The organism is Halorubrum salinum (genome assembly GCF_024494575.1).
Taxonomy (GTDB): Archaea; Halobacteriota; Halobacteria; order Halobacteriales; family Haloferacaceae; genus Halorubrum; species Halorubrum salinum.
The window spans coordinates 267,842-285,494 of the sequence record NZ_JANHDO010000002.1 but is presented as its reverse complement, the minus strand read 5'-3'; the positions used below and the strand labels follow the sequence as shown (position 1 = coordinate 285,494).

General features: G+C 65.6%; 16 protein-coding genes. 11 read left to right on the top strand and 5 right to left on the bottom strand.

The features are described from left to right. Positions 1-37: 37 nt before the first annotated feature. The 3 genes from NO930_RS07125 to NO930_RS07115 form a co-directional block, all read right to left on the bottom strand. Positions 38-463, bottom strand: a complete 426-nt coding sequence (locus NO930_RS07125; RefSeq protein WP_137783178.1) for a DUF7346 family protein — start codon at positions 461-463, stop codon at positions 38-40. Between the two features lie 27 nt (positions 464-490). Next, a complete protein-coding gene (locus tag NO930_RS07120) occupies positions 491-898 on the bottom strand; it encodes a DUF7322 domain-containing protein (protein WP_137783177.1) in 408 nt (135 codons plus the stop codon). 75 nt (positions 899-973) lie between these two features. Then, on the bottom strand, positions 974-1,147 hold the full coding sequence (locus tag NO930_RS07115) for a DUF7331 family protein (protein ID WP_196219650.1): 174 nt from the start codon (positions 1,145-1,147) through the stop codon (positions 974-976). Positions 1,148-1,248: 101 nt separating this feature from the next. Here NO930_RS07115 and NO930_RS07110 point away from each other — a divergent pair, with 101 nt between their 5' ends. The 6 genes from NO930_RS07110 (at position 1,249) to NO930_RS07085 (ending at position 10,287) form a co-directional block, all read left to right on the top strand. Next, entirely contained in the window at positions 1,249-5,361 is a 4,113-nt protein-coding gene (locus NO930_RS07110) for a DNA polymerase domain-containing protein (RefSeq protein WP_256402962.1), read from the top strand. Positions 5,362-5,498: 137 nt separating this feature from the next. Next, entirely contained in the window at positions 5,499-6,425 is a 927-nt protein-coding gene (locus tag NO930_RS07105; RefSeq protein WP_137783175.1) for an ABC transporter ATP-binding protein, read from the top strand. 52 nt (positions 6,426-6,477) lie between these two features. After that, positions 6,478-7,905, top strand: coding sequence for a Fe-S cluster assembly protein SufB (sufB, locus tag NO930_RS07100; RefSeq protein WP_256402961.1), 1,428 nt, complete (start codon positions 6,478-6,480; stop codon positions 7,903-7,905). 1 nt (position 7,906) lies between these two features. Next, complete coding sequence (sufD, locus tag NO930_RS07095) at positions 7,907-9,127, top strand: Fe-S cluster assembly protein SufD (RefSeq protein WP_137783539.1); 1,221 nt, start codon at positions 7,907-7,909, stop codon at positions 9,125-9,127. Between the two features lie 163 nt (positions 9,128-9,290). Beyond that, positions 9,291-9,776 (top strand): enoyl-CoA hydratase/isomerase family protein, encoded by a 486-nt coding sequence (locus tag NO930_RS07090; RefSeq protein ID WP_137783540.1) that lies wholly within the window; start codon positions 9,291-9,293, stop codon positions 9,774-9,776. A gap of 73 nt (positions 9,777-9,849) precedes the next feature. Beyond that, complete coding sequence (locus tag NO930_RS07085; RefSeq protein ID WP_137783538.1) at positions 9,850-10,287, top strand: metal-dependent transcriptional regulator; 438 nt, start codon at positions 9,850-9,852, stop codon at positions 10,285-10,287. Positions 10,288-10,304: 17 nt separating this feature from the next. Here the strand turns inward: NO930_RS07085 and prf1 are convergent, their stop codons facing one another. Both prf1 and argS read right to left on the bottom strand, forming a co-directional pair. Beyond that, on the bottom strand, positions 10,305-11,555 hold the full coding sequence (prf1, locus tag NO930_RS07080) for a peptide chain release factor aRF-1 (protein WP_137783537.1): 1,251 nt from the start codon (positions 11,553-11,555) through the stop codon (positions 10,305-10,307). 99 nt (positions 11,556-11,654) lie between these two features. Further along, a complete protein-coding gene (gene argS, locus NO930_RS07075) occupies positions 11,655-13,436 on the bottom strand; it encodes an arginine--tRNA ligase (RefSeq protein WP_256402960.1) in 1,782 nt (593 codons plus the stop codon). Between the two features lie 152 nt (positions 13,437-13,588). On the opposite strand from argS, the gene NO930_RS07070 reads away from it, so the two are divergent. The 5 genes from NO930_RS07070 (at position 13,589) to NO930_RS07050 (ending at position 17,644) form a co-directional block, all read left to right on the top strand. Next, positions 13,589-14,431 carry a polyprenyl synthetase family protein gene (locus NO930_RS07070; RefSeq protein WP_137783457.1) on the top strand — a complete coding sequence of 281 codons (843 nt, stop codon included), beginning with the start codon at positions 13,589-13,591 and terminating at the stop codon, positions 14,429-14,431. A gap of 122 nt (positions 14,432-14,553) precedes the next feature. Beyond that, positions 14,554-15,267, top strand: coding sequence for a phosphoribosyltransferase family protein (locus NO930_RS07065; RefSeq protein WP_137783456.1), 714 nt, complete (start codon positions 14,554-14,556; stop codon positions 15,265-15,267). A 134-nt stretch (positions 15,268-15,401) separates the two neighbouring features. Continuing rightward, on the top strand, positions 15,402-16,781 hold the full coding sequence (locus NO930_RS07060) for an NCS2 family permease (protein WP_137783455.1): 1,380 nt from the start codon (positions 15,402-15,404) through the stop codon (positions 16,779-16,781). A gap of 112 nt (positions 16,782-16,893) precedes the next feature. Then, entirely contained in the window at positions 16,894-17,148 is a 255-nt protein-coding gene (locus tag NO930_RS07055) for a glutaredoxin family protein (RefSeq protein WP_137783454.1), read from the top strand. A 97-nt stretch (positions 17,149-17,245) separates the two neighbouring features. Then, positions 17,246-17,644: a DUF192 domain-containing protein gene (locus NO930_RS07050; RefSeq protein ID WP_303650493.1), complete on the top strand. Its 399-nt coding sequence runs from the start codon at positions 17,246-17,248 to the stop codon at positions 17,642-17,644. Positions 17,645-17,653: the final 9 nt, after the last annotated feature.

Below are 17,653 nucleotides of genomic sequence, written 5' to 3'. Positions count from 1 at the left end.
GCGTCGACGGACCCGCCGTCGCGCCCGTCAGATGCGGTCACTCGCCCCGGAGCAGCGCCAGTCCCTCGACGGCGACGGCGGTCGCCTCGTAGCCGCGCCGACCGGCGACCTCGGTTTCGCCGATCAGTCCGGCCGCGCGGAGTTCGGCGACCGTCCCGTGAAGGTCGGACTCGCACATGTCGGCGGTATCGAGCAGGTCGAGCACGGCGATCGGCCCGTCGTCGACGACGATAGCGAGCAGGCCGAGCGAGCGGTCGTCGTGTACCGCTCGCAGGACCCGCCGAACCGCCGCCGGAACGCCGCTGGCCGCGGTCGCGAGGGGAGATTCGCCCGCCACGACCGACAGTTCCTCGTTGTCGACGTACCGCTCCTCGCCGGTGGCCGGATCGCGCACTCGGCTCGACTCCGCGGAGCGTTTCACGAGGAGGTACGTCTCGCCGTCCGCGCCACGAACCGTTTGCATCGAGATGACAGAGCGGCTTCCCGGCTATTACGCTTCCGGGGGCCCGTCGTCTCCGTCGGCGTCGTCGGGCTGGGTCGCGTCCGCAGACTCCGCCGCATCGCGGTCTCGCCGCCACGCGCGGTACGTCTGATACGTTCGGATCCCGGCGAGGAGACCGGCGACGAACAGTCCCGCCCCGATCCGCGTCCATCCCTCGAAGTACCACACCAGCGGTCCGAGCGCGACGAAAAGCACCGCCGCGTTGGCGTAGATCACCGCGGCGACGAACGCCCGGAGCGTCCCCGGGTCCACGTCGCTCGCCCCCTCGAAGTCCCCGTCGTCGTCGAACGACCGCACCGAGGGGGCCTTCGGGATGTCCGGCGTCATCTCGCGCTCGGCGTCGGACTGCTCGCCGAAGGAGACCTCGCCCTCGTCGTCCTCGTCGAAGGGGAACACGGCCACCGGTAGGTCAGGGTGGGCCAAAGGGGTTCCGTCCGCACTGCTCGGCCCGCGCCGAACCGTCCGGGGCGTTCAGAGCGCGTCCGCGAGCCTGACCGTTCGGTTCGCTTCGACCCACGCGAGCGGGTTGGCGGCGTCGAAAAGCACCACGTTTCCGTCGTCCTCGTACACCTCCACCTCGGCGTCGTCCGCGTCGCGCTCGACCGCACGAGACCGCCCGAAGTCCGAACGTGGGTCCGAAGACATGGACATTGGTACGGCGTGGCACGATATATGCCTTTCCGTGGCGGGAGTCCTCGCCGCACCCGAAAGACGGGCTTTTTAGCCGGGTGCGACGAAGGACGCGTATGACTCAGTCGGGGCTGTCGGACTTCTCGTCGTCCGACGTGACGGACGACGGCTCGGGAGGCGGCGCGGCCGACCGCGACGACCTCGCCGCGGAGGAAGCGGCGGTCGTCGCCGGCGGCGGACGCGGCCGCGTCAGCGACGTGGTCGACGTCGACGAGGCGAAGTTCCCGGACTCGACCGGGACCGTCGAGCTGATGATCACGCAGATCGACTACGCCGTCGAGGGGTACGGGAGCGACGAGTACCCGGTCGTCCACGTCTTCGGGCGGCGTCCGGCGGACCGCGTCGACGCCGATCACGACGTCGTCGAACACGTCCGCGTGCTGGGCGTCGAACCGTATTTCTACGTTCCCACGACCGATCTCGACCGCGACCCGGTGGAGGAGTACGACGTGGTGATCGGAACGCGCGAGGAGGACGCCGACGGCGAGACGTACGAGAGCATTCGCGGCGAGCCGCTCACCCGGATCGTCACGCGGACGCCCCGCGACGTCGGGAACATCCGAGACGACTTCGCGACGACGTTCGAGGCGGACATCCTCTTCCCGAACCGCTTTCTGATAGACAACGGGCTCAACGGCGGCATCCGCGTCGAGGAGCGGCGGCTCGACGACGAAGAGGGAACGATTCAGGTCCACGAGGGCATGCTCGAACCCGCGGAGGTCGACGCCGACCTCCGGGTGAACACCTTCGACATCGAGGTCGACGACCGCCGCGGCTTCCCCGAAGACGGCGAGGAGCCGATCATCTGTCTCACGAGCCACGATTCCTACGACGACGAGTACGTCGTCTGGCTGTACGACGCGCCCGAAGCCGAGATCCCGCCCCCGGACGACCTCCCCGGCTACGAGGGGATCGTCGGCGACGAGAGCGCGGACCTCGAGTTCACGGTCCGCACCTTCGAGGAGGAGGCCGCGATGCTGGACGCGTTCGTCGCGTACATAGACGACACCGACCCGGACCTGTTGACCGGGTGGAACTTCGAGGACTTCGACGCGCCGTACGTCCTCGACCGGTTGGAGGTGCTCGACGACGGGAGCCAGTACGACCTCTCCGTCGACCGGCTCTCCCGGATCGGCGAGGTGTGGCGCTCCGGCTGGGGCGGTCCGGACATCAAGGGGCGAGTAGTGTTCGATCTCCTGTACGCCTACAAGCGTACCATGTTCACGGAGCTTGAGTCGTACCGGCTCGACGCCGTCGGCGAGCGGGAACTCGGGGTCGGCAAGGAGCGCTACACGGGCGACATCGGCGACCTCTGGGAGCAGGACCCCGAGCGGCTCTTAGAGTACAGCATCCGCGACGTGGAACTGTGCGTCGAGATCGACCGCGCGCAGGACGTGATCGCCTTCTGGGACGACGCCCGCAAGATCGTCGGGTGTAAGCTGGAGGACGCGACGACGCCGGGCGACGCGGTCGACATGTACGTGCTCCACATGGCGTACGGCAACTTCGCGCTCCCCTCCAAGGGTCAACAGGAGGCCGAGGAGTTCGAGGGCGGCGCGGTGTTCGACCCGATCTCGGGGGTCCGCGAGATGGTGAGCGTGCTCGACCTGAAGTCGTTGTACCCCATGTCGATGGTGACGATCAACGCGTCCCCGGAGACGAAAGTCGACCCCGGCGAGTACGACGGCGACACCTATCAGACCCCGACGGGCGTTCACTTCCGGAAGGAGCCGGACGGCATCATCCGGGAGATGGTGAACGAACTGCTCGACGAGCGCGAGGAGAAGAAGGCGCTCCGAAACGAACACGATCCCGGAACCGAGGCGTACGAACAGTACGATCGCCAGCAGGGAGCTGTCAAGGTTTTGATGAACAGTTTGTACGGCGTCTTTGGATGGGACCGATTCCGCCTGTACGACCGCGAGATGAGCGCCGGCGTCACCTCCACCAACCGTGAGGTGATCGACTTCACCTCCGACGTGACCGAAGAGCTCGATAGAGAAGTAACGTACGGGGACAGCGTTACCGGTGACCGACCAGTCGTCGTCCGGGATCCAGAGGGGATCGTTCGAATCCTTCCCATCGAGGATCTCTTCGATCGAGCCGACCGAGACGCGACCGCAGAGGTCCTTGTCACGGCCGATGGAGGGCCGGTCGCGTCGAGCGTCTTCGGAAAAGACAGGAGACGGCTTCCAGGCTGGGAAGCCCTATCCCTCTCCTCCGATGGAAAGCCGGAGTGGAAACCGATCGAACAGGCGATCCGGCACGAGACGGACAAACCCGTAGTCAGCCTTCAGCACAAGTTCGGCGAATCGACGACGACGCGGGATCACTCCTACGTTGTTGATGATGGTGACGAGTTCGTCGAGACGGCTCCCGAAGACGTCAAGGAGCCGGTTCGGATTCCAGGGTTTCCCAACGTGGACACCATCGACACAATTGACGTGTACGAGGTGTTAAACGGCTACGCTCGGGAGTATGAGGACGGACGTAGCGTCGGCAGCGAAAACGCCAGGTCGAAAACCAAACGGATCCACGCAGACGACCAGTGGGTCTGGTTCGGGCATGAGCACCACGACGCTATTGAGAAGGCAATCAAGGTGCGTCGATACATCGACCTTCGTTCCGAAGAGGGCCGATCGCTCGTCCGACTGCTCGCGGCGTACGTGACCGAGGGAAGCGCCTCTACCATCGAGACTACTGATTCAAAATTCGGTGCGAGTATCGCCGAGTCGCGTGAAGAGTGGCTAGAGGGCCTTCGCGAGGACTACCATCGGCTATTCGAGGGAGCGACAGCTAGTGTCATTGCATCCGACACAGCGGCGGAGCGCAGGGTGGCGTACGAAACCGGTGACGGCGAGCAGTCCGTCACGTACGACGACACCACCTGCAAGCTCCAGATGATGAACGAGCTGTCGGCGGTCTTCTTCCGCGAGTTCGCCGGACAGACGTCACGCGGGAAGCGAGTTCCCGGGTTCGTATTCAGTCTCCCAGACGAATTACAGCAGCTCTTCGTCGACGTGCTCGTCGAGGGCGACGGGTCGCGTGAATTCCCGCGGTATTCTAAGGAGTACGCGGAGCGGAATTTCGACTTCGAGACGACGAGCCGGGAACTCGCTGCTGGGCTGTCCATGCTACTCACCCAGCGCGAGAGGAAACACTCGCTCAAGTACCGAGACGCGAAGGACAGCTACACGATTCGAACGTGCGACTTCTATCGCCGAGGTCGTGATCCGGTCGTGAAAGAGGTGGATCACGACGGATACGTGTACGACCTCAGCGTCGCCGACAACGAGAATTTCGTCGATGGCGTCGGTGGCGTGGTGCTTCACAACACCGACTCCGTTATGCTTTCACTCGGTGATTTATCGAAAGAACGGGCCATCGAGACCTCCTTCGAGATAGCGGATCACATCAACGAGCGCTACGACGACTTCGCGCGCGAAGAGCTCAACGCCGACTCCCACCGCTTCGAGATCGAGTTCGAGAAGCTCTACCGGCGGTTCTTCCAGGCGGGCAAAAAGAAGCGGTACGCCGGCCACATCGTCTGGAAGGAGGGGAAAGACGTCGACGACATCGACATCACCGGCTTCGAGTACAAGCGCTCGGACATCGCCGGCATCACGAAGGAGGTCCAACAGAACGTCATCGAGACGATCGTGACGGGCGACGACATCGACGAGGACATGGAAGAGGTGAAAGCGTACCTCGTGGACGTCATCGCGCGCGTGCTCGACGGCGACGTCGATTTGGAGGAGATCGGCATTCCGGGCGGGATCGGCAAGAAGCTCGACGCCTACGAGACGCCGACCGCACAGGTCCGGGGGGCGAAGTACGCCAACCTGATGCTCGGGACCAACTTCGGGAGCGGGTCGAAGCCGAAGCGGCTGTACGTCGAGAAGGTGCATCCGGACTTCTGGGCGCGGATGGAAGACGAGCGGGGGCTCGATCCGCAGCGTGACCCGCTGTACGGAGAGTTCAAACGCGATCCGGACGTGATCTGTTTCGAGTACGCCGATCAGGTCCCCGAGGAGTTCGAAGTCGACTGGGAGAAGATGCTCGACAAGACGCTGAAGGGGCCGATAGAGCGCGTTATCGAGGCCCTCGGGATGTCGTGGGAGGAGGTCAAAACGGGTCAAGAGCAGACCGGACTGGGCTCGTTCATGTGAACGCGACCGAGGATATCTGAAATCAGTTTTCGATCAGTAGAAAATTTCTTACTAGATTCGAGAGTTTTGACGGGGAGATGCGTAACCATTAACCTCCTAAGTCACCAGTGTTCACCTACGAGGTAACGAGACGATATATGGCAACTCTCGAAATCAACAATCTACACGCACGAGTGGCTGAAGAGGGCGGCGAACGGATTCTCCGCGGTGTCGATCTCACGGTGAACTCCGGCGAGATCCACGCCCTGATGGGGCCGAACGGGTCCGGGAAATCGACGACCGCGAAGGTCATCGCCGGACACCCCGCCTACGAGGTGACCGAGGGCGAGATCCTCCTCCACCTCGACGACGAGGACGTCGCCGACGTCGACGTCGACCTCGACGACGAAGACTACCACTGGGAGCTTCTGGAGCTCGAACCCAACGAGCGCGCCGCGCTCGGTATCTTCCTCGGCTTCCAGTATCCCGCGGAGATCGAGGGCGTCACCATGACGAACTTCCTCCGACAGGCGCTCAACGCCAAGGCGGACGAGCGCGAGGAGCTGTTCGAAGACGAGGACGAAGACGAGGAGTCGGCCGAGGCCGACGCGGACGACGAGGGCTACGACACCTCCCCGATGGAGGGCCCAGCGGACGACGGCGAGATCGGCGTCGCCGAGTTCCAGGAGATCCTCTCCGAGAAGATGGAGCTTCTCGACATGGACGAGAAGTTCATGCAGCGGTACCTCAACGCCGGCTTCTCGGGCGGCGAGAAGAAGCAGAACGAGGTCCTCCAGGCCGCGATGTTGGAACCCGCCGTCGCCGTGCTCGACGAGATCGACTCCGGGCTCGACATCGACCGCCTCCAGGACGTCTCGAAGGGGATCAACGCGCTGCGCGACGAGCAGGGAACCGGTATCCTCCAGATCACCCACTACCAGCGCATCCTCGACTACGTCGAGCCCGACCACGTCCACGTGATGTTGGACGGCGAAGTCGCCAAGAGCGGGGGCGCGGAGCTCGCGGAGCAGCTCGAAGACGAGGGCTACGACTGGGTCCGCGAGGAAGCGTTCGCCGACGCGTAATCGCTCGTGATTACGCAACAACACTATACAACCAGAACGGTAACCAATTGATATGAGTTCACAAGACCACCTGAAAGACACGAACACGGAGGAGCGCTTCGAGTTCAAGAAGGAGGAAAAGTCCGCCTTCAAGAGCGAGAAGGGACTCACCGAGGAGACGGTCCGCGTCATCTCGGAGGACAAAGACGAGCCGGAGTGGATGTTAGAGCGTCGCCTTCGCGCGCTCAAGCAGTTCCAAGAGATGCCGATGCCGACCGACTGGCCCGGACAGCCGGACCTCTCTGAGGTCGACATCGACGAGATCGTTCCCTACATCCGCCCGGACATCGAGGCCCGCGGCGGTGCCGACAGCTGGGAGGACCTCCCCGAGGAGATCCAGGACACGTTCGACAAGCTGGGCATTCCGGAGGCCGAGAAGAACGCGCTCTCGGGCGTCGGCGCGCAGTACGAGTCCGAGATCGTCTACCAGAACATGCAGGAGCGGTGGGAGGAGAAGGGCGTCATCTTCTGTGACATGGACAAGGCGGTCCAAGAGCACGAAGAGATCGTCAAAGAGCACTTCATGACGAAGTGCGTCCCCCCGAGCGACAACAAGTTCGCCGCGCTCCACGGCGCTATCTGGTCCGGCGGCTCGTTCGTGTACGTTCCGGAGAACACCACCGTCGACATGCCGGTGCAGGCGTACTTCCGGATGAACTCCGAGGGGATGGGCCAGTTCGAACACACGCTCATCATCGCCGAGGAGGGCTCCGAGGTCCACTACATCGAGGGCTGTTCCGCGCCGAAGTACTCGGCGTTCAACCTCCACTCCGGCGGCGTCGAGGTGTTCGTCGGCGAGGACGCGCACGTCCAGTACTCCACGGTGCAAAACTGGTCGAAGAACACGTACAACCTGAACACGAAACGCGCCATCGCAGAGAAGGGCGGGCGCATGGAGTGGATCTCCGGGTCGATGGGGTCGAAGGCGACGATGCTGTACCCCTCGACGATCCTGAAGGGCCGCGGCGCGTCCGACAACCACATCACCATCGCCATGGCCGGCGAGGGACAGGACATCGACACCGGCGCGAAGGTGTATCACAACGCGCCGGACACCAAGTCCACCGTCGAGTCGAAATCGATCGCGAAGGACGGCGGTCGCACGAACTACCGCGGGCTCGTTCACATCGCAGACGGGGCGGAGAACTCCTCGACCGCCGTGGAGTGTGACGCGCTGATGTTCGACAACGAGTCGACCTCCGACACGATGCCGTACATGGAGATCAACGAGTCGAAGGTCGACGTCGCCCACGAGGCGACCGTCGGGAAGATCGGCGACGAGGACATCTTCTACCTGCAGTCGCGCGGCCTCGACGACGACGACGCGAAACAGATGATCGTCTCGGGCTTCATCGAGCCGATCACGGAGGAGCTGCCCATCGAGTACGCCGTCGAGCTCAACCGGCTCGTCGAGTTAGAGATGGAGGGTTCGCTCGGATAACATGAGCACGAAAGCAATCGAGAGCCTCTCAGAGGACACGGTACGACGCATCGCCGACGAACGCGACGAGCCCGAGTGGCTCTTGGAGACCCGACTGGACGCCCTGTCGGCGTTGGAGACGGCAGATCTCCCCGACGTGATCCAGACGCCCGGCCGCCTGTGGACCGATCTGGAGTCGCTCGACTTCGAGTCGCTCGTCGACCCGCTGAACCAGTCGGACGCGACCGAGCGCGGCGGCGGCGACGACGACGTCGTCGTGCTCCCGTTCACGGAGGCGTTCGACGAGTACGGCGACGTCATCGAGGCGAACTTCGGCTCCGTGCTCGACCCCGAGCACAACTACCTCACGGCGCTTTCGGTCGCGCTCTTCACGACGGGCACGTTCGTGTACGTCCCGGAGGGCGTCGACGTCGAGGACGTCACCGTCCGCGCGGAGATGAACTCGCGGTCGCTGTTCAGCCAGACGCTCGTCGTCGCCGAGGAGTCGTCGTCGGTGACGATCCTCGAAGCGATCGAGTCGGGAGACGACGAGGCCGCCGTCGAGGGCGATCGGTACTTCTCGAACCTGGTCGAGATCGTCGCCGGTGAGAACTCGAACGTCCAGTTCGGCTCGCTCCAGAACCTCGATACGGACACCTACACCTACTCGCTGAAGCGTGCCGTCACGGATACGTACGCGACGGTCGACTGGATCGAGAGCAACTTCGGCTCGAAGCTGACCCGCTCGGACGTCGAGACCGAACTGAACGGCGACGGCTCCGAGAGCCAGATCGTCGGGACGTTCTTCGGGACCGACGACCAGCACTTCGACATCAACGCCCGCGTGTGGCACCAGGCCGAGCAGACGACGGCCGACCTCGTCACCCGCGGGGTGCTCGACGATGTCGCCCGCTCCGTCTACGAGGGCGTTCAGGACGTCGGCGAGGACGCGTGGAACACCTCCAGCTACCAGCGCGAGAACACGCTGATGCTCTCGGACGACGCCGAGGCCGACGCGTCACCGAAGCTGATCATCCACAACCACGACACCGAGGCGTCACACTCGGCCACGGTCGGACAGGTCGACGCCGAGGACCTGTTCTACTTGGAGAGCCGTTCGATCGACTCGCGCACGGCGCGGAACATGCTCGTAGAGGGGTTCTTCGTGCCCGTGTTAGAGGAGATCGCGGTCGACGAGTTCCGCGACGACGTTCAGGAACTCGTCTTGCGGCGGCTGCAGTAGCCTCACTCCCGGCTTCGGTCGGGGACTCCGACCGGACCGCGCGTGCTGCGCGTTCGTTTTTTTCCCGACGCTCGACGGGCCGCGAGGGGAACGGCTTAAGTCGGACTACGGCCGAGTTGGCGTGTATGCGAACGGGCGTATCGACCGGGATCGGGTGGTCGCCGTGAGCGTGAGCCAGCGTATCGCGTCCGACGACCAGCTCGCCCGGCTGTTACAGATCGGGATCGTACTGGAGGAGGTCGTGGAGGCGCGGGCCCACCATCACTACCAGAGCCTCGACGCCGAGCTCGACGAGGAGATCGAGACGCTGCTCGCGGACGCCGCAGAGGAATCCGCCGACCACCGCGAGCGGCTAGAGGCGCTCATCGAGGGGCTCGGCGTCGACAGCGTCCCGTTCGACGAGATCGAGTCGCTCGTCGACGCCCGGTACGGGCGGACACAGCCCGACGACTTCGACGGCGTGTTGTACGACCAGCTGTGCAACGAAGAGACCGCCTACAAGTTCTACGACGACCTCATCGAGGCGATAGAGGCCTCGGACGCCGAGTTCTCGATCGACCGCGCGGAGCTCATGGAGACGCTCCGGGCTATCCGCGCGGACGAGGCCGAGGGCGTGAGCGAGGTGACGGAGGTCATGGAACGACGATGAACCGAGCGACGAACGTGACGACGGGCCGAGAGACCGGGGCGAAGCGAACGACGACCGCCGACGGAGGGACGCCGTGAACACCGCAGACCAGTACCTCAAGACGATATACGTCGTACAGAAGCAGGAAGACGGCCCCGCCTCGACCGGGTCCATCGCCGACGCGCTCGGCGTGAGTCCGGCGAGCGCCAACGAGATGATCGGTAAGCTCGAATCGCGCGGGCTCGCCGAACACGAGAAGTACAAGGGCGTTCGGCTGACCGACGACGGTATCGTGCAGGCCCGAGACGCCCTGCAGACGTACTGTATCATCGAGCGGTTCCTCGCGAACGTGCTCGCCGTCGACGAGTTCCGTGCGGAGGCCCGGGAGCTGGAAGCCGTGATCGACGACACCGTCGCCGATCGACTCGACACGATAATCGACCGCGAGCCGGAGTGTCCGGACTGTTTCGACCCCGAGACGGACGCCTGCGCGTGCTTGGAGGTCACGGCGGCGGCGGTCGAGCAGGACTGACGGAACGGGGTCCGTTCTCAGACGCCCGTCGAGTACCGGAGGATGCCCGCGATTCCGCCGAACGCGTCGAGCAGCTGCTCGCCCTTCTCGAAGTCGGTCGAGATGAACTTCGTCTCCGTCCCGCGCTGCTCGGCGATGGCCATCAGGTGTTCGATGACGTCCTCGCGCTCCTCGACGTCGGCGTCCTCGCCGCACTCCGAACACTCGTGATCCGGCGTCGAGTGTCGCGCGTCGACGACTTCGTACTCCTCGTGGCCGTTCGGACACTCGTAGACGACGACGTCGGAGCGGAGGTCCTCGGAGATGAGAAGGCGGTCGACCGAACCCATGATCAGGTTCCGGCGGGTCTGCTCGAAGCCGTAGGTCGCCTCCTCGCCGGTGTGGAGCTTCTCGAAGAACTCCTCCATGTTGCGTTTGTCCTCGACTATCTCCTGATCGGCGAGCGCCTCGCTGGCGTTGTCGACGAGGTCTTTGAGACCGGACTCGTCGGTGTAGGCCACGTCGAACTTGCCGAGGACCTTGTCCTGTAGCTCGTGGTGGAGGTAGTCGCCGTCGAGGAACTCGTCTTTCGTCGGCGAGGGGCCGCCGACGAGGATGCCGTCGAGCTCGTGTCGCTTGTCGACGAACAGGTCGTTGGCCATCCCCGCGACCTCCTGATAGAAGTTGTCGATGGCCTCCAAGCGGAGCCGGGCGAACCGCTGTGCGGACTGTCCGCCCTTCCGCTGTTTGCCGGGCACGAGCGAGGAGGCGGACTTGACTGGCTCGATCCGCTTGCCTTTCAGCCACCCGACGTTGGCCTCGCGGCGGTCCAAGACGATGAGCCCGAACAGCCCGGAGTCCTCCAGCATGTGTTCGAGCGGTTCGGTGAGGAACGCGGAGTCGCAGTGGTACCGGAACGACTCCACCGGCTGCGGCGGCGATTCGAGCGTCCGGGTGACCATGTCGGTCTGGCCGCCGCCGGCGTCGATCGCGCCGGAGAAGATCACGATGCCGTTGTCGGGCGGATACGTGTCGTAGTAGCGGAGCCGGTCTTTGATCGACGTGAGCGCGTCCTGGACGTTCGTCCGGGTCTGTTTCGATTTGATGTTCGACGCTTCGCTGTGCTCTTGGGTGACGTGTGCCACCACGTCGGAGATCTGCTTGTCGTCCGGGATGTAGATGGTGACGAGCTGGGTACCGGAGCCCTCGTAGTCTCTGAGCTCCTCTATGACCTTCCGGAACTCGTACTTCCGGCGGTCCTCGTTCGCCTCCTGTGCGTCGCTACTCATTGTCTCAGATACGGTCGCGTGCGTGTAAGTAAGCTTTGACCTGTCGATTCGACCGCGATCGGATGACTCGGGGCCGGAGAGAACGGATCCGCGAGCGACCTACATCGACTCCGGCGCTTCGACCCCGAGCACGTCGAGCGCGTTCGCCATCGTGTGTCTCGCGGCGGCGACGAGCGCGACGCGGGCGGCCCGGAGGTCGTCGCTCTCGGCGGTGACGACCGGACACTCGCGGTAGAAGGCGTTGTACGCGTCGGCGAACTCGCGGGTGAACGTCGCGATCGTGTGGGGCTCTAAGTCCTCGGCTGCGGACTCGATCGCGGCCGGGAACCGCGCGACCTCGCGCAGCAGGTCTCGCGCCTCGTCGGTTTCGAGGGCGCTCGCGTCGACGTCGAGCGGTTCGCCCGGTTCGGGGACGGCCACGCCCTCGGCTTCGGCCTCGTCCAAGATTCCGCAACAGCGCGCGTGGACGTACTGGACGAACGGGGCGGACTGCCCCTCGAAGTCGAGCGCGTCGTCCCACTCGAAGGTGATCGCCTTCGCGGGCTGTTTCGAGACGATGTCGTACCGGACCGCGCCGATCCCGACCTGGTGGGCGATCCGCTCGACGTCGGCGTCGGTCAGGTCGTCGTCGCGGATGCGGTCGTCCATCCGGGACTCGACCGCCTCGCGGGCGCGGTCGATGGCCTCGTCGAGGAGGTCGTCGAGCATCACGCCGGTCCCCCGGCGGGTCGACATCTTCCCCTCCGGGAGGTTAACGTACGAGTAGATGACGTGACCGAGCCGGTCGACGTCGTTGCCGAGGAGTTCGAGCGTCGCGTCGAGCTGGTCGGCCTGCAGCTTGTGGTCCTCGCCGAGCACGGTAACGGCGCGGTCGTAGTTCGCGAACTTCCACTCGTGGTGGGCCAGATCGCGGGTGGTGTAGAGGCTGGTGTCGTCGGAGCGGAGAAAGACGAGGTTCTTGTCTATCCCCCAGTCGTCGAGCTCCAACTGCCACGCGTCCTCCTCGTAGACGGCGTACTCCGTCTCCTTGAGCCGCGCCGCGACCTCGTCTGTCGACCCGTCGCGCATGAACCGAGTCTCCTTGACGAACTCGTCGAACTCGGCGGGCAGGCGCGCGAGGCAGTCTTTCATCCCGCCGAGCACGGCGTCGACGACCTCGCCGACGCGCTCGTACGTCTCCTCGTCGCCGGCTTCGAGCCCCTGGAGGATCGCCGATATCTCCGCTTCCGCGGCCTCGACGTCGTCGGGGTCGGCCGCTTCGAGGTAGGCGTTCCCCTTCCGGTAGTAGCGCACGAGGTCGTACTCGGCGCGGTCGCGGGCGGGTTCGGCGTCGAGGTCGGACTCGTCGAACCGCTCGTACGCCCACGTGAACACCGCCATCTGGCGGCCGGCGTCGTTGACGTAGTAGTGGCGGTCGACGTCGTAGCCGGCGTACGCGAGCAGGTTCGCGACGGCGTCGCCGACGATGGGGTTGCGGGCGCGTCCCACGTGGACGGGGCCGGTGGGGTTCGCGCTCGTGTGCTCGACGACGACGGAGGTGGCTCGGTCGGAGAGCGCGCCGTAGTCGTCGGCGGGGGCGGCCGCGTCGAGGGTGTCCGCGAGGTAGCGCTCGTTCGCGTGGAAGTTCACGTACGGCCCGGCGGTGTCGACGCTCGCGACGTACGCGGCGTCGTCGACGGTGACCGCCTCGGCGACCTGCGCCGCGACGTTCGGCGGGGCGTCGCCGACCTCGCCTGCGAGTCGGAAGGCGACGCTCGAGGCGAGCGTCGCGTCCATGTCGTCGGGCGGGCGTTCGATGCCGAGGTCGTCGGTCGGGAGGTCCAAGGCGGCGAGCGCGTCCGCGAGCGCGGCCTCGACCTCCGACCGGAACTGCCTGAACATACCGTCCGTTCGACCGGCGGGTTAAAAGGGCCTTCCGAAGCGGCTCGGCCGCGAACGCGGCGCTCCGCGGCGACGCGCGGCGTGCGGTGGAGGAGACGGGCTCCGCCGTCCTTCCGTTAGGCCTTTGCGCGGCGGTCCCGTTCGTATACCAGATGGAGTACCTGCAGCGCCGGGTCGCGCTCGTCGAAGAGCGGCTCGAAGCCGTGATCGACGAGGTGGAGCCCGAGGAGCTGTCCGCTGAGGTCGGTCACGTCGTCCTCGCCGGCGGCAAGCGAGTCAGGCCCGCGGTGACGATCCTCGCGTGCGAGGCGTTCGACGGCGACCCCGACGACGCCGTCAACTTCGCCGCCGGGATCGAGTTCGTCCACAACGCGTCGCTCGTGATCGACGACATCATCGACCGCTCCGAAGTCAGGCGGGGAACGCCCTCGGCGTGGGCGGAGTTCGGCTACGGTCCGGCGATCGTCGCCAGCGACGGCCTGCTCGGGGAGGCGTTCGCGCTCTTCTCCGGCGAGCCGCGGGCGATGCGGACCGTCGCGGAGGCGATGGTCGAACTCGGCGAGGGCGAGGCGACGGAGCTCGCCGCCCGCCCGACGAACGAGGAGGAATACATGGAGCTCGCCCGGCGAAAGACCGGCGCGCTGTTCCGAGCGGCAGCCGAACTCGGCGCGGTCGCGGGCGACGCCGACCCCGAGGCGATCGACTCGTTCGGCGAGTACGCAGAGCGCGTCGGCGTCGCCTTCCAGATGCGTGACGACGTGTTGGACGCCACCGCCGACGCAGAGGAACTCGGCAAGCCGACCGGACAGGACGCGGAGATGGACCGCCCCTCGGTGGTGCAGGTCACGTCGCTCACGCCCGGCGAGATCGACGAGCGAGCGCGCGAGCAGTCCGAACTCGCGCTCGCCGCGCTCGACCGCGCTGACCCGCCCGAGACGGAGGCGATCGAGTACCTCCGCGATCTGGCCGAGTTCGTCGTCGTCAGAGAGCGGTAAGGGATCACCGAGCCGATCGGCCGGCGACTCGTCCGAGATGTCCACACCCGTGGGGTCGATCGGGCGTTCTCGCGCGAACGACACTTCGACGTATTCATACTTGTGCGATCACGATCATCGACATGAATCGAGCAGAGAAGGCGGCCCTCCAGTTGCAGGCGGTCGCCGTGCTACGAATGCTCAAGGAGACGCGAACGTACGAGGAGCTGTCCGCGGTGACGGGGCTCCCAGCCGGCGACCTGAACCGCTACGTGAACGGCCACGTGCTGCCCGGTGCAGATCGCGCGAGCGAGGTGGTCGAAGCGGTGGGTCGCGACGCGCTCGCGGACGAGCTTATCGCCCGCGTCTCGTTCGACGACGAGGGGTACGTCGACAACAGCGGCGTCGTCTTCGACCAGTCGTTCCTCGACCTGGTCGCGCCGGTCGCCGCCGAGACGTTCTCGTTCGAGTCGCCGGACGTGATCCTCACCGCGGCGACCGACGGCATCACGCTCGGCGCGGCCATGGCGTCCTTCTTCGACGCGCGGCTCGCGTACGCCAAGAAGTCGAAGGAGACCGCGGTCGAGGAGTTCATCGAGTCGCGCCAGCGGCTCGCCTCCGGGATCGAACTCACCTACTACCTGCCCGCTCGCGCCATCGACGCCGGCGACACGGTGCTCGTCGTCGACGACCTGATCCGGTCGGGCGAAACACAGGAGCTGCTCCTCGATATCGCCCTGCAGGCCGACGCCGACATCACGGGCGTGTTCACGCTCATCGCCGTCGGCGATGAAGGGATGGAGCGCGCGCGAGCGATCACGGACGCCCCGGTCGGCGCGCTGACGACGTTCGAGTAGGCGAGTAGGCACGTTCGCGCATTTTCGGTGACTGATCGGACGCTCGTTCGCCGAATTCACCCACGTTCTTGGATATCGATCCGCCCCGTTCAGCAACACTTATCATCCGATCCGGCGGTATCCACACCCGTTCAATGGGGCTTTCAGACACGCTGGCCGCTCGGTTCGACGTAGAAGCGCACGGCTCAGACGTCCGCACGGAGCTGGTTGCGGGGCTCACGACGTTCCTCGCGATGTCGTACATCATCGTCGTGAATCCGTTTATTCTGGCCGAGGCGATCCAGATCCCCGGGTACGAGTTCTTCGAGGTCGTCCAGATGATCGCCATCGCGACGGTGCTGTCCGCGGCCGTCGCGACCTTCGTCATGGCCGTCTACGCCAACCGGCCGTTCGGGCTCGCACCGGGTCTCGGGCTCAACGCCTTCTTCGCGTACACGGTCGTGTTGGGGCTCGGAATTCCGTGGCAGACGGCGCTCGCGGCCGTCTTCGTCGAGGGCGTGCTGTTCATGCTCTTAACGGCCGTCGGCGCGCGCGAGTACGTCATCCGGCTGTTCCCGGAACCGGTCAAGCGTTCGGTCGGTGCCGGTATCGGGCTGTTCCTGCTTTTCATCGGCTTTCAGGAGCTGCAGATCGTCGTTCCCGACGAGGCGACGCTCGTCACGCTCGGCGGGATCTTCGGGAACCCGTGGGCGATCTTGGGCGTGCTCGGGCTCGTGTTGACGTTCGTGTTGTGGGCGCGCAACGTCACCGGCGCGATCGTCACCGGCATCCTGACCACGTCGCTCGTCGGCTGGGGGCTCACGCTCGCCGGGGTCTTCGAGCGCGGAACGGTCACCCCCGAAACGCTTCCGTCGGCGCAGTACGACATCACGCCGCTCGCGGGCGCGTTCGTCGACGGGCTCGCCGACATCGACCCGCTCACGTTCGGGCTCGTCGTGTTCACGTTCTTCTTCGTCGACTTCTTCGACACCGCCGGGACGCTCATCGGCGTCTCGCAGTTCGGTGACTTCCTCGACGAGGACGGTGACCTCCCCGACATGGACCGCCCGCTTATGGCAGACGCGGTCGGGACCACCTTCGGCGCCGTGGTCGGCACCTCCACGGTGACGACGTTCATCGAGTCGTCGACCGGCGTCGAAGAGGGCGGGAGAACGGGGCTCACGGCGCTCGTCGTCGCCGCCTTATTCCTCGTATCGCTCGCCGTGATACCCGTGGTGGCGGCCATCCCGGAGTACGCCTCCTTCATCGCGCTGATCGTCGTCGGCGTGATGATGCTGCAGGGACTCGTCGAGGTCGACTGGAGCGACCCCGCGTGGGCGGTGTCGGCCGGGCTCACCGTCACCGTGATGCCGTTCGCCTACTCCATCGCCGACGGACTGGCGGCCGGGATCGTCGCGTACCCGATCATCAAGGTCGCGATCGGCGAGGCGAGCGACGTCGACCTCGGTCAGTACGCTATCGCGGCCCTGCTCGCCGCCTACTACGTCCTCCAGACCCGCGGCGTCATCCTCTAGTTGACGCGTCACTCCGCCGGTTGACGCTACCAGCCTCTCGGCGCGCCGCCCGTGCGCGCGGCGCGCACCGACCGCAGTACTTCTTTACGCGTCTGTCCCGTAGCCGTCGCCGATGGCCGACCTGACGCTGTACGAACTAGACGGGTGCCCGTACTGTGCGAAAGTGAAGACCAAACTCGCCGACCTCGGCGTGGAGTACGACTCCGTCATGGTGCCGCGCTCACACGACGAGCGAACCGAAGTCGAGGCGATAAGCGGCCAGACCGGCGTCCCCGTGCTCGTCGACGAGGCCAACGGCATCGAAGGGATGGCCGAGAGCGACGACATCGTCGAGTACCTCGACGAGACGTACGGCGACGCGAGCTGATCGCGAGGCGAAGCTGATCGCAAGGCGGACGCGAACCGATCCCGCCGGGGTGTGACGCCCGCAGTCGACCACGAGGCTATTTATTCGACGGCGTCGACTGACGAGCGTGCGACTCGTCCACCGCCGCGACACGCTCGGCGAGCAGACGGCGGCCGGAGCCGGGAGTGAGGGCGAGACCGAGACCGTCCTCGCCGGCGACGTCGACGTCGCCCGATCGACGCTCGAACAGGGCCGCGGCCTGATGTTTCGGCGCTCCGTCCCCGACGGCTACGCGCTCGTGTTCCCGTTCTCAGAGGCGGATAGCCAGTGGCTCCACATGCTCTTCGTCCCCTTCGCGATCGACGCGCTGTGGCTCGTCGACGGAGAGGTGACGAAACGGAAACGGCTCGCCCCGTTCGTCGGACTCGGCCGCGGACGCGCCGACACGGTCGTCGAGCTGCCGGCCGGCGCGGCCGACGAGGTCGCGGTCGGCGACGAGGTTCGGCTCGTCGAGTGAGCACGCGGC